Here is a 12,314-nt window from a genome sequence, read left to right as displayed (position 1 = left end):
ATCTCTCTCTATGAAAAAGACCCATCGCATTGCCGTGATTGCCGGTGACGGCATCGGCCAAGAAGTCATGCCCGAAGGGCTGCGCGTGCTGGAGGCCGTGGCCTCGAAGTTCGACATCGGCCTGCAGTTCGACCACTTCGATTTTTCGAGCTGGGCCTACTACGAAAAGCACGGCCAGATGCTGCCCGACGACTGGAAGGATCAGATTGGCGGGCACGACGCCATCTACTTTGGCGCGGTGGGCTGGCCCGAAAAGATTCCGGATCACGTCTCGCTGTGGGGTTCCCTGCTGCTGTTTCGGCGCGAATTCGACCAGTACGTGAATCTGCGACCGGCCCGGCTCATGCCCGGCGTGATCGCGCCCGTGGTGCGGCGCGACGGCAGCCCGCGCCAGCCCGGCGAGATCGACATGATGATCGTACGCGAGAACACCGAAGGGGAGTACTCCAGCATCGGTGGGCGCATGTACCCCGGCACCGAGCGCGAGATCGTGATGCAGGAAACCGTGATGAGCCGCCACGGTGTGGACCGGGTGCTGAAGTTTGCATTCGAATTGGCCCAAAGCCGCCCCAAGAAACACCTGACCAGCGCCACCAAGAGCAACGGCATTGCCATCACCATGCCCTATTGGGACGAGCGCGTGGCCGAGATGGCCAAAACCTACCCCGAGGTGTTCGTGGACAAGTTCCACATCGACATTCTCACGGCCCACTTCGTGCAGCGCCCCGACCACTTCGACGTGGTGGTGGCCAGCAACCTGTTCGGCGACATCCTCTCCGATCTGGGCCCAGCCTGCACGGGCACCATCGGCATCGCGCCCAGCGCCAACCTCAACCCGGATCGCACCCACCCCTCGCTGTTCGAGCCGGTGCATGGCTCTGCCCCCGACATTGCCGGCAAAGGCATTGCCAACCCCATCGGCCAGATTTGGTGCGGCGCCATGATGCTGGACTTTCTGGGGCATCGCGATGCGCACGATGCCGTGCTGCGGGCCATCGAGGCGGTGCTGGAGCCGGGCAGCGGCGGACCCCGCACGCCCGATCTGGGTGGGCGAGCCACCACGCAGGACCTGGGTCGCGCCGTCGCTGGTATGATCTGACACCCGGCATGCGCCAAGCCGCCGTCCACGGTGGCGTTTGCCGGCCCGATTCATCCATTTCAACGATTCTTGAGGGGATTCCATGAACAAGGCTGAACTCGTCGAGCACATCGCCAGCAGCGCCGATTTGTCCAAAGCGGCGGCGGCGCGCGCCTTGGAAGCCACCATCCAGGCCATCAGCACCACCCTGAAGAAAGGCGGCACCGTGTCGCTGGTCGGGTTCGGTTCCTTCTCGGTCGCCAAGCGCGCGGCTCGCACGGGTCGCAATCCCCGCACGGGCGCTGCCATCAAGATCAAAGCGGCTAAAATTCCTAAGTTTCGTCCTGGCAAGGCGTTGAAAGACGCCATCAAGTAACGGTTTTCCGATTTCGGTGGGGTGCTTAGCTCAGTTGGTAGAGCGGCGCCCTTACAAGGCGTAGGTCGGCGGTTCGACCCCGTCAGCACCCACCACCTCCATCAAAAGGCGAACGCGGGTTCGCCTTTTCTGTTTCGGGCAGCGCAGACATGTTTGATTTCTTTCGCAACAACATCAAATTCCTGATGGGTTTCCTGATGTTGTTGATCATTCCGGCGTTCGTGTTGTTCGGCGTCGAGGGGTACAGCAACCTCCGCGAAAACCGTGACGTGGTGGCCAAAGTCGGGCGCATCGACATCACCCGCCAAGAGTGGGACTTGGCTCATCGCAACGAGATGGATCGTCTGGTGGCCTCCATGCCTGGCATCGATCGCAGCCTGCTCGACAACGAATCCAGCCGCATGGCCACGCTGGAGCGGCTCATCAATGACCGCGTGCTCGCGCTGGCGGCGCAGGACGGGCTGTTTCTCGCCACCGACCAGCGCTTGGCCCGGGAACTCACCCAGGACCCGAACATCGCGGCACTGCGCCGCGCGGATGGCACGCTCGACGTGGAACGCTATCAGCAACTGTTGCGCGCGCAGGGCATGACGCCCGAGATGTTTGAAGCGTCCGTCCGGGCGGATCTGGCGCGGCGCCAAGTCATCGAGGGGTTGACCGCGTCTGCCTTTCTCACGCCGGCTGTGGCCGACCAGGCCCTGCAGGCTTTCTTCGAGCGCCGAGAGGTGCAGGTGGCGCATTTCCGCCCCGCCGACTTCCGCGCCGCGGTGCAGGTGACGGATGCCGACGTGCAGGCTTTCTATGACCAGAACCCGCAACTGTTTCAGTCGCCCGAGCAGGTGGATGTGGAATACCTGGTCCTCGACCTCGACGCCGTGGCCGCCCGCCTGCAACTCAGCGAAGCCGACTTGCGTGCTTACCATGAGCAAAACAGCGCCAATCTGGCGCTGCAGGAGCAACGCCGCGCTCGCCACATTTTGCTGACCGTGGAGCCCGGTGCCAGCGCCGAAGCCCGTGCCGCCGTCAAGGCCGAGGCCGAGGCGTTGCTCGCGGAATTGCGCCAGCACCCCGAACGCTTCCCCGAGCTGGCCCGTGCCCGCTCGCAGGACCCGGGCTCTGCGGCCCAGGGGGGCGATCTGGACTTTTTCTCCCGCGGCGCCATGGTCAAGCCGTTCGAGGATGCGGCCTTCGCCCTCGAACGCAACGCCATTTCCGACGTGGTCGAAACCGAATTCGGCTACCACATCATTCAAGTGACCGACATTCGCCGCCCCGCGCCCGAGCCTTTCGAGGTGGCGCGGCCGCGCCTGGAGCGCGAGCTGCGTCAGCAGCAAGCCCAGCGTCGCTTCGCCGAAGCCGCCGAGGATTTCAGCAACCTCGTGTACGAACAGGCCGATTCGCTGGCGCCCGCCGCCGAAGCCCTGGGGCTGACCGTGCGCCGCGCCAATGGCGTGTTGCGCACCGGGCCGCTGGATGCAGGCCGCGATGCCGCGCTGGCCAACAGCCGCGTGCTGGAGGCCGTCTTCGCGCCCGATTCGCTGCGCACCAAGCGCAACACCGAAGCCGTGGAGATCGGCGCCAGCCGCCTGGTGTCGGCCCGGGTGCTGGAGCATCGGCCGGCACGCCTGCAGCCGCTCGATGACGTGAAGGCCGAAGTCCGGGAGCGCCTGCTGCAACAGCGCGCCCAGGAAGCCGCCCGCGAGGAGGCCCAGAAGCAGCTGGCCGCTTGGCGCGACGGCGCCCAGCCGCGCTTGCAAGCACCTGTGGTGGTGTCGCGCATCGATGATCAAGGGCTGCCCGGCCCGGCTCTGGGGGCGGCGCTGAGCGCCAGTGCCGGCCCCTCGACCGCCGCCTGGACCAGCGCCGATCTGGGGGCCGATGGCGTGATGGTGATTCGCGTCAATCGTGTCTTGGAGCGTGAAGCCCCTGACGCCGTACGCGCTTCGCTGGAGCGCAACCAACTGGCCGAACTCTGGGCCCAGGCAGAGGCGCAAGCCTATCTGCAAGCCTTGCGTGCCCGCTACAAGGTGCAGGTGCTCGCCAAGCGCCAGCAGGCTTCGTAAAAATGGCTTGAGCAGCTTTGGGCTCCGTAAAAAGGAGCGCAATACAGGTTATAATTGAAGGCTACGGTGGCTGTAGCTCAGTTGGTAGAGTCCCAGATTGTGATTCTGGTTGTCGTGGGTTCGAGTCCCATCAGCCACCCCAAGCATTCATGATGTTCAAAGCCCTTGCGCCTTTCGGCGGCAAGGGCTTTTTTATGCGCCCGTGCTCCCGGGGATGGAATGGCGCTATGCCGCCAAGGCCCTCTGCGTGCAACTTTGCGGCCCTTGTGCTTCAGGGGGCAGGTCCAGTCTGCGCCGCGACCCAGGCGGCGTATTCCGGGGAGGACTGGGCAGCGCTCCACCAGATGGCGGGCAATTCGTAAGGGTGCTGGGCGCGGATGAGGTCAATGGCCGCGCGGGCTTGCGTGGCCGTGGTCTTGATGCAGAGGCGAAATTCGCGGGCCTCCTGGATCGCACCGTTCCATTCATACACGCTGTCGATGGTCTCGATCTGCACGCATGCGGCCAGTCGCGCCTGCACGAGTGCCCGGGCCAGTGCCTGGGCCGTGGCGCGAGAGTCGGTGGTGGTGAAAATCAGTTGCACGTCGTTCATGGCCGAATGGGGTGATGCTCCTGTGGTTACGATGCAGGGCGCGGCACCGAGCCGCTGAGCGGCAAAGCGGCACCAACGCGCCTTGCCCAAACGGCTGTGCAAGGCCGCCAGCTTGGGCGTACAGTTGCGCCATCGCCATTTTTGACCATTTTATGGACCAGCCTTCAGCCACACAGGACCCAGCTTACATCCAGCGGTGGATGGATGAACACCGCATCACCGAAGTCGAATGCCTCATCCCCGACATGGCCGGCCAGGCACGGGGCAAGATCGTGCCGCGCCACAAGTACGACCCTGCCGTCGGCTTGCGGCTGCCTGAAGCGGTGTTGACCATGACTGTGACCGGCGACTATCCGGAGAAAGACTTTACCTCGGTGGCCGACGGCGACATGATGCTCGTGCCCGACGCCACCACCCTGCGGCCCGTTCCCTGGGCCAAAGAGCCGACAGCGCAAATCATCCACGACTGCTACCGCTTCGATGGCACGGAAACCCCGCTGTCGCCGCGGGCCGTGTTGCGTCGCCTCATCCGGCTGTATGAAGCCGAAGGCTGGAAGCCTGTGGTCGCGCCAGAGATGGAGTTCTACCTGGTGCAGATCGAGCCCGATGAAGACATCCCCCTCAAGCCCCCGGTGGGCCGCACCCGCCGCACCGAGGCCGGCATGCAGAGCTTTTCCATCGATTCGGTCAACGAGTACGACGACATCTTCGACGTGATGTACGACTGGTGCGAAGCCCAGGGCATCCAGCTCGATACGCTCATCCATGAAATGGGCACGGCGCAGATGGAGATCAACCTCGACCACGGCGACCCCTTGCCGCTGGCCGACCAGGTGTTTCTGTTCAAGCGCACGGTGCGGGAGGTGGCCATTCGCCACAACATGTACGCGACCTTCATGGCCAAGCCCATGCAAGGGCAGCCCGGCAGCGCCATGCACATCCACCAGAGCGTGCTCTCCACGGCCACGGGAAAAAACATTTTCAGCCGGCCCGACGGCCAGGCTTCCGACGAGTTTTTCCACTTCATCGGCGGCTTGCAAACCTATCTGCCGGCGGCCACGGCGGTCTTCGCGCCTTATGTGAATTCATATCGGCGCCTGTCGCGCTTCACGTCGGCACCCATCAACCTGAGCTGGGGCTACGACAACCGCACCTGCGGCCTGCGCGTGCCCCATTCAGGGCCAGAGGCGCGGCGCGTGGAAAACCGGCTGGCGGGGGTGGATGTGAACCCCTATCTGGCGATTGCGGTGAGCCTGGCCTGTGGTTATCTGGGCATGAAGCAGCGCATCCGACCGACCGAGCCGACCACGGGCAGCGCCTACGAGCAGCCCCACCAGTTGCCGCGCCATCTGGATGACGCCATCGAACGCCTGACGGCCTGTCAGCCGCTGGCCGAGCTGTTTGGCGAGCATTTTCTGCAAACCTATAGCGCCATCAAGGAGGCGGAATACCAGGAGTATTTCGACGTGGTCAGCCCCTGGGAGCGGCGCTTCCTGTTGCTGCATGTGTGAGCGCGCCGAGCCGCCGGCCAAAGCCCCGGCAGGCGGCAGCGAGGCCCGGCGGGGCCGGACGCCCTCAACAGGCTGGCTCAACGCGCCGGCCGCGCCAGCGCCCAGCCCATGCTCACCACGGTCGATGTCACCAAGGCCCCCAGGAAGGGGGCGAGGGTGGGGATGCTGTCGGGGAAGCTGGCCGCGAGCAGGCTGCCCGCCAGTGAGCCGGTTTGCATCCATCCGGGCAGCACCGCGCCGATGAGGCCCGCCACGCAGCCCGCCACGGCGGCGGCTGGGGTCATGCGGTTCCACAGGCCCAACAGCACCGGCACCACGGCCGTGGCGCAAAGCAGGTCGGCGATCAGGAACAGGCGCAGCACCGACAGCCCTTGCAACGCCACCAACACCACCGGCACCATCAGCGCGACCGTGACCCAGCGCGCCGCTGACAGGGAAAACCCGCGCCGACTGGTGGCCACCAGCGAGGCGATGCCGTTTTGCAGGGTGTCCACCGACGAAGCGACCAGCGCCAGCGCCAGCAGCAGCGCCGGCAGGGCCAGCCAGCCGGGGGCATCGGCCAGCAGGGCGAAGAAAGGAATGGGCGGCTGCCCCAGGTGTTTGCCCGAAGCGGCGGCGAGGATGCCCAGGGCACCGACGAGGAGCACCACCAGCACCGTCGCCATGCCGCCGATCCAGGCCCCTCGGCGCAAGGCGGAATCGCTGGCCGCGGCCCAGACCCGCTGCCAGTACCCTTGGTGAAAGAGGTTGGCCGCGGTCACAGCGATCACCAGCGTCAGCGCCACCGACAGCGACACCCCGATCGGGGCGGCGGGCAGGGGGTTGTCAAAAGCACTGCTGGGCAGCGTGGGCACCGCCACCCCCGCCACGATGGCCAGCAGCCCAACCAACAGCCAGGCCTGCCAGCGATCGGTGGCCAGGCTGGCGCGCAGACCGCCCCACGCGGTGTAGATCAGCGTGGTGACGGCCACGCCCACCACCGTCCGACTGCCCGGGATGTCTGACAGCATAGCGGTGATGGCGCCGATGGCCGTGAGTTCGGCCGTGATGAAGCACAGCATGTACAGCACCGACAAGGCCGAGACCCAGTGGCGCAAGCCGTTGCCAAAGCGTTGCTGGGCGTATTCGCCGATGCTGCGGCCTTGCGGCAGCCGGCGCCGGATGGCCGAACCGCACCAGGCCAGCACCAAGAAGGGCAATGCCGCCCCCAGCGCATACCCCGCCACGGCCACCGGGCCCACGAAAGCCCCCACTTCGGGTGGGGCGAACAGAATCCACGCCCCCATGCCCGAAGCCAGAAAAGACAGGCCGAGCGTGACGGCCCCCTGCGAATTGCGGGCCGTGAGGTATTGATCGAGATCGCCTGGTGCGCTGCGGGCCCGCAGCCCGACCCAGACGAACAGCAAGAGCGCCGCCCCCAGGGCGGCCAAAGTGGCGTATGCCATGTCGCGCTTCCTCCGCCGGCATGAACCGGATCAGGTTCCAGGGTCTGCGCGGCTTGGGCGCACTCTCAGCCCCTTGGCGGGACTCCCCTGGCGACTGTTGAACAATGGATGAGCTGCGAGTTTAGCGCGGATTGACGAGCACCAGTTTGCCTTTGACCTGGCGGCTGCCCATCCACGCATAGGCCTGGGGCAGCTCGGCCATGGGCAGGGTGCGGTCGATCACGGGTTTGATCTTGCCTTGCAGATACCACTGCGCCAGGGTTTGCAGCATGGCGGCATTGGCCTGGGGCTCGCGCTTGGCAAAGTCGCCCCAGAACACGCCCACGATGGACGCCCCCTTGAGCAGCGGCAGGTTCAGCGGCAGGCTGGGAATGGGGCCAGCAGCGAAGCCTATCACCAGATAGCGCCCCCGCCAGGCGATGGAGCGGAAAGCGGGTTCGGCAAAATCCCCGCCGACCGGGTCGTAAATCACATCAGGCCCTTTGCCGTCCGTGGCCTGTTTGATTGCGTCGCGCAGTGTGCCTGCGGGCGCATGCTCACTGTAGTTGATGGTGGCGTGCGCCCCTGCCTCACGGCACAGCGCGCATTTTTCCTCGCTGGACGCCGCGGCGATCACCTGGGCGCCAGCCTCCCGGGCGATCTGGATGGCCGCTGTGCCCACCCCGCCGGCACCGCCGAGCACCAGCACGGTTTCCCCTGCCTTGAGGGCCGCGCGGTCGATGAGGGCATGGTAAGAGGTGGCATAGGTCATGATGAAAGCGGCCGCATCCACCAGGTCGAACCCGGGGGGCAGGGGCATGCACAGCGCGGCCGGCGCCAGGGTGTGGGTGGCAAAGCCGCCCGTCCCACTCAGACAGGCCACGGGCTGTCCGGGCTTCAGGTGGGTCACCTCGCTGCCCACCGCCTGCACCACCCCGGCGTATTCCGCGCCGGGCACAAACGGCAGCGGGGGCTTGATCTGGTACTTGTTCTGGACGATCAGCAGGTCGGGAAAGTTGAGGCTGGCTGCGTGGATCTCGATCAGCACTTCCCGGGGGCCGGGTGTCGGCGTGGGCAGGTTCTTCCAGGTCAGGGCCTCCACGCCCACGGGGTTGTCGCACAGCCAGGCTTGCATGCGGGTCTCCTTCTCGAAAAATGGCTCAGCGGCCATCATAGGCAGCACCGGGCCAGCCGGCCAGACGCGCTTGTCCCTGTGGCGACGGCCTACAATCACCTCTGATGAAAATCCTTCTGTCCAACGACGACGGCTATCAGGCGCCGGGCATCCAGGCGCTGTATGAGGCCTTGAGCGAGATCGCCTGCGTCGAGGTGGTGGCGCCGGAGCACAACAACAGCGCCAAATCCAACGCGCTGACTCTGCACTCGCCGCTGTACGTGCACACCGCCCACAACGGCTTTCGCTATGTGAATGGCACCCCGGCCGATTGCGTCCACATCGCGCTGACGGGGTTTCTGGGCTACACCCCGGATCTGGTGGTTTCGGGCATCAACAACGGCGCCAACATGGGAGACGACACCATCTACTCGGGGACCGTCGGCGCGGCGATGGAGGGCTATCTGTTTGGCGTGCCTGCGGTGGCGTTTTCCCAGACCGAGAAAGGCTGGCGCCACCTCGATGCGGCAGCGGCCAAAGCCCAGGAGTTGATACGCTTTCTGACGCCGTCCATTCTGGCCCATCGGCAGGCGGCCGAGGGCGGGCATCACGAGCCGTGGCTCCTCAACGTCAACATTCCTTGCCTGCCTTTGGCCCAGTTGCAGGGGTTCAAGGTCGCTCGCCTTGGCAGGCGCCATGCGGCCGAGCCCGTGATCAAGCAAGTCAACCCGCGCGGCGAGACGATGTACTGGATCGGCGCCGCCGGGCCGGCCAAGGACGAGGCCGAAGGTACCGATTTCCACGCGACGGCCCAGGGTTATGTGTCGGTCACCCCGCTGCAAATCGATCTGACCGATCATGCCCGACTGGCTTACTGGGCCCAGTCGGTGGCGCACTTGTCGGCCCGCCAGCCCATGGCTGAGCCGCTGCCCGCCGCAGCCTCCTCGGAGTTCCGTTCCCGGTGAACCGCCGAACGCCCCCTTCAGCCGATCGTTTGCCGGGGTGGGTGGCCCGCTCGGCGGCGCCGGCTTCGTCCCCTCATGCCCGGTCGGTGGCTGGTGCCGCTGCCGCCGCTTCAGGGCGCAGCAGTGGGCAACACCCCGCCGCGTTCAGTGCGTTGCCCACGGGGGCGGGGCTGGACTCGCAGGCCGTGCGCCTGGCGATGGTTCAGCGGCTCGTGGCGCAGGGCTTGCGTCACCCCGGGGTGCAGCAGGCTTTTGCCACGGTGGAGCGCCACCGTTTCGTGGACTCTGGCCTGGTGGCCCAGGCGTATGAGGACACCAGCTTGCCGATCGGCTGGGGGCAAACCATCTCCAAGCCGAGTGTGGTGGCCCGGATGCTGGAACTGCTCTGCGCCGACCGTCCCGCCCGACTGGGGCGCGTGCTCGAAATCGGCACCGGCTGCGGCTATCAAGCCGCGCTGCTCAGCCATTTGTGCCAAGAGGTTTACAGCATGGAGCGCATCCGCAGCCTGCATGAGCGCGCACGCGAGAATCTGCGCCCCTTGCGGTTGCCCAATGTGCATCTGATTTTTGGCGATGGCATGGCGGGCTTCCCCTCGGGCGCGCCTTACGCGGGCATCGTGGCTGCGGCAGGCGGGCAGGAGATTCCTGCGGTCTGGCTGGAGCAACTGGCGGTCGGCGGCCGGCTGGTGGCGCCTGCGGAACTCACGCCGGGCCGGCAAAGTCTGGTCGTGGTGGAGCGCACCGCGCATGGCTATGTGAGGAACGTGCTCGAAGCGGTCCTGTTTGTCCCTCTAAAATCGGGGGTGGCCTGACCGCCATGCGGCGCGTTGGGCTTTTTGATTTTCGATGAGGTATTGCATGGAACCGAATCTGCCCTGCGGGAGGACGAGCGCCCTGGGTGTGATGCTGCTGTCGGCGCTGGTGTTGGCGGGTTGCGCGGCGCCGAAGAATCCGGCCCAGCGTGCGCCGGTGGTCGATCGTGCGCCGGTGCCGGCCTCCACGGCCGCCTCTACCCCGTTGCCTCCTGGTGCCGAAAACGCCGGCAAGCCCGGTTACTACACCGTGCGGCCCGGCGATACGCTGATTCGCATTGGCCTGGAAACCGGCCAGAACTGGCGGGATATTCAAGCCTGGAACGGCATCGTCAACCCCAACGTGATCGAGGTGGGGCAGGTGTTGCGCGTGGTGCCGCCGGAGCCAGTGGTGGCGGCCGCACCGCCGGCTGCCGCCGCTGTGCAAGGCACGGCCGCCCAGCCGGTGGCGTCCCCCTCGGCCCAGGGGCGCCCGCTGACCGAGTCCTCCAGCGCCACCACCACGGCGGCGGCCTCGCCTGCGCCCGCGGCTTCCCCCACCCCGCCGGCGAGCGAAGAAATCCGCTTCATTTGGCCGGCCAATGGCCCGGTCATCGATCCGTTTGACGAAGCCCGCAACAAGGGCGTCGGAATCGGGGGGCGCCCCGGCGATCCGGTGGTGGCTGCGGCCGATGGCCGGGTGGTGTATGCCGGGGCCGGCCTGCGTGGCTACGGCAACCTCATCATCCTCAAGCACAACAACACCTACCTGACCGCTTACGCCCACAACCAGGCGTTGTTGGTGCGCGAGGACCAGACCGTGCGCCAAGGGCAGAAGATCGCCGAAATGGGCAGCAGCGACACCGATCGCGTCAAGCTTCACTTCGAGGTGCGGCGCCAGGGCAAGCCGGTCGATCCGCTCAACCACCTGCCGCGCCGTTGATGAGCGGCGTCGAGGCAACGGAGGCCGTCGCGCAGACGGACCGACCGCCGCAGTGGCTGCACGTCACCTCCATGGACCTGGAGGCGCAGGGAGTGGCCCGGCGACCCGATGGCAAGGTGGTGTTCATCGATGGGGCGCTGCCCACCGAATGGGTCAGCGCCGAGACGCAGCGCCGCAAAAACCAGTGGGAACAGGCCCAGCTGACGGAAATCCACCACGAGTCGGCCTTGAGGGTGGTGCCGCGCTGCCCGCAATTTGGCTTGCATGCGGGCGCTTGCGGGGGGTGCAAGATGCAGCACCTGGACGCCGCCGCCCAGGTGGCCATGAAGCAGCGCGTGCTGGAAGACAACTTGTGGCATCTGGCCAAGGTGCGTGCGCAAAACCTGTTGCGTCCCATCGCCGGCCCGGCATGGGGCTACCGTTACCGGGCGCGCCTGTCGGTGCGCTATGTGCCGAAGAAGGGCGAAGTCCTCGTTGGGTTTCATGAGCGTAAAAGCCGTTACGTGGCCGATATGCGTGAGTGCCCGGTGTTGCCGCCGCACGTCAGCCGGATGCTGATGCCGCTGCGCGCCTTGGTGTTCGGCATGGAGGCCCGGGAAAGCTGCCCCCAGATCGAACTGGCCGTGGGCGACGAGGTCACGGCCTTGGTGTTGCGGCACCTGCAGCCTTTGAGCGCAGCCGATTTGCAGCGTCTGCGCGATTTTGCCGCCGCCCAACGTGAAGAGGGTGTGGTGCTGCAGTGGTGGTTGCAGCCCAAAGGGCCCGAGACGGCGCACCGGCTCGACCCCCAACCCGATGAGCCGACGCTGGCCTATCGCTTGCCAGAGTTTGGCGTGCGCATGCCCTTCAAGCCCACCGACTTCACCCAGGTCAATCCCCACATCAACCGGGTGCTGGTGGATCGGGCGTTGCGCTTGCTCGATGTCCAGCCGCACGAGCGCGTGATCGACTGGTTTTGTGGTCTGGGCAATTTCACCCTGCCATTGGCCACCCGGGCGCGGGAGGTGCTGGGCATCGAGGGCAGCGAGGCCCTGGTGGCTCGCTCCCGCGACAACCTCCGGCTCCACCAGCGCGATGGGCGCGTGTTGGCGCCCACGCAGTTCGTGGCCCGCAATTTGTTCGAGATGACGCCCTCCATGCTGGAAGCCGATGGGACTGCCGACAAGTGGCTGGTTGATCCGCCGCGCGAGGGGGCGTTCGCGTTGGCCAAGGCGCTGGCCGATCTGCACCAGGAACACCTCAGCGGCGGCCGTCCCGGCCGCGCCTGGCTGCCCCCCCAGCGTATCGTGTATGTCAGCTGCAACCCGGCCACGCTCGCCCGCGATGCTGGGCTCATCGTCCATCAGGCCGGCTATCGCTGTACGGCCGCTGGGGTCGTCAATATGTTTCCGCACACGGCCCATGTCGAAAGCATCGCCGTGTTCGACCGAGACACCGCCAGCTGACACGGGGCGCAC

Annotated in this window: 11 protein-coding genes, 2 tRNA genes and 1 riboswitch; of the genes, 10 read left to right on the top strand and 3 right to left on the bottom strand. The window is 66.3% G+C overall.

Translation table 11 applies throughout. The features are described 5' to 3' along the window. Positions 1-10: 10 nt before the first annotated feature. The 5 genes from DFR43_RS01765 to DFR43_RS01745 all read left to right on the top strand — a co-directional run bounded on the left by DFR43_RS01765 (position 11) and on the right by DFR43_RS01745 (position 3,659). Entirely contained in the window at positions 11-1,099 is a 1,089-nt protein-coding gene (locus DFR43_RS01765) for a tartrate dehydrogenase (RefSeq protein ID WP_133595656.1), read from the top strand. An 82-nt stretch (positions 1,100-1,181) separates the two neighbouring features. Continuing rightward, positions 1,182-1,454, top strand: coding sequence for an HU family DNA-binding protein (locus tag DFR43_RS01760; RefSeq protein WP_133595655.1), 273 nt, complete (start codon positions 1,182-1,184; stop codon positions 1,452-1,454). Positions 1,455-1,473: 19 nt separating this feature from the next. Next, positions 1,474-1,549, top strand: a tRNA-Val gene (locus DFR43_RS01755). A 54-nt stretch (positions 1,550-1,603) separates the two neighbouring features. Next, positions 1,604-3,517, top strand: coding sequence for a SurA N-terminal domain-containing protein (locus DFR43_RS01750; protein WP_133595654.1), 1,914 nt, complete (start codon positions 1,604-1,606; stop codon positions 3,515-3,517). A 66-nt stretch (positions 3,518-3,583) separates the two neighbouring features. Further along, a tRNA-His gene (locus DFR43_RS01745) sits at positions 3,584-3,659 on the top strand. Between the two features lie 129 nt (positions 3,660-3,788). Here the strand turns inward: DFR43_RS01745 and cutA are convergent. Next, positions 3,789-4,109 carry a divalent-cation tolerance protein CutA gene (gene cutA / locus DFR43_RS01740; protein ID WP_133595653.1) on the bottom strand — a complete coding sequence of 107 codons (321 nt, stop codon included), beginning with the start codon at positions 4,107-4,109 and terminating at the stop codon, positions 3,789-3,791. Between the two features lie 200 nt (positions 4,110-4,309). On the opposite strand from cutA, the gene DFR43_RS01735 reads away from it, so the two are divergent. Beyond that, positions 4,310-5,620, top strand: a complete 1,311-nt coding sequence (locus DFR43_RS01735; RefSeq protein ID WP_425471065.1) for a glutamine synthetase family protein — start codon at positions 4,310-4,312, stop codon at positions 5,618-5,620. Between the two features lie 77 nt (positions 5,621-5,697). Here the strand turns inward: DFR43_RS01735 and DFR43_RS01730 are convergent, their stop codons facing one another. Next, the gene (locus DFR43_RS01730) at positions 5,698-7,065 is read right to left on the bottom strand and encodes a sodium:solute symporter family transporter (RefSeq protein WP_133595651.1); all 1,368 of its coding nucleotides are present in this window, start codon (positions 7,063-7,065) and stop codon (positions 5,698-5,700) included. Then, a riboswitch (TPP riboswitch) is annotated at positions 7,055-7,164 on the bottom strand. (Overlaps the previous gene by 11 nt.) 22 nt (positions 7,165-7,186) lie before the next feature. Continuing rightward, complete coding sequence (locus tag DFR43_RS01725; RefSeq protein WP_133595650.1) at positions 7,187-8,179, bottom strand: NADPH:quinone oxidoreductase family protein; 993 nt, start codon at positions 8,177-8,179, stop codon at positions 7,187-7,189. A gap of 104 nt (positions 8,180-8,283) precedes the next feature. On the opposite strand from DFR43_RS01725, the gene surE reads away from it, so the two are divergent. Genes surE through rlmD form a run of 4 tightly spaced genes read left to right on the top strand, consistent with a single transcriptional unit; the run spans position 8,284 to position 12,302 of the window. After that, a complete protein-coding gene (gene surE / locus DFR43_RS01720; protein ID WP_133595649.1) occupies positions 8,284-9,123 on the top strand; it encodes a 5'/3'-nucleotidase SurE in 840 nt (279 codons plus the stop codon). Then, positions 9,120-9,935: a protein-L-isoaspartate(D-aspartate) O-methyltransferase gene (locus tag DFR43_RS01715; protein ID WP_425471064.1), complete on the top strand. Its 816-nt coding sequence runs from the start codon at positions 9,120-9,122 to the stop codon at positions 9,933-9,935. The genes surE and DFR43_RS01715 overlap by 4 nt, the downstream gene beginning before the upstream one ends. 46 nt (positions 9,936-9,981) lie before the next feature. After that, entirely contained in the window at positions 9,982-10,857 is an 876-nt protein-coding gene (locus DFR43_RS01710; protein WP_425471063.1) for a peptidoglycan DD-metalloendopeptidase family protein, read from the top strand. Further along, complete coding sequence (gene rlmD, locus DFR43_RS01705; protein ID WP_133595648.1) at positions 10,857-12,302, top strand: 23S rRNA (uracil(1939)-C(5))-methyltransferase RlmD; 1,446 nt, start codon at positions 10,857-10,859, stop codon at positions 12,300-12,302. The genes DFR43_RS01710 and rlmD overlap by 1 nt, the downstream gene beginning before the upstream one ends. Positions 12,303-12,314 lie beyond the last annotated feature (12 nt).

Origin of the sequence: Tepidicella xavieri, assembly GCF_004363315.1 — a bacterium.
Lineage (GTDB): Bacteria > Pseudomonadota > Gammaproteobacteria > Burkholderiales > Burkholderiaceae_C > Tepidicella > Tepidicella xavieri.
The sequence above is the reverse complement of the archived record's forward strand: the minus strand, read 5'-3'. Positions and strand labels throughout refer to the sequence as shown.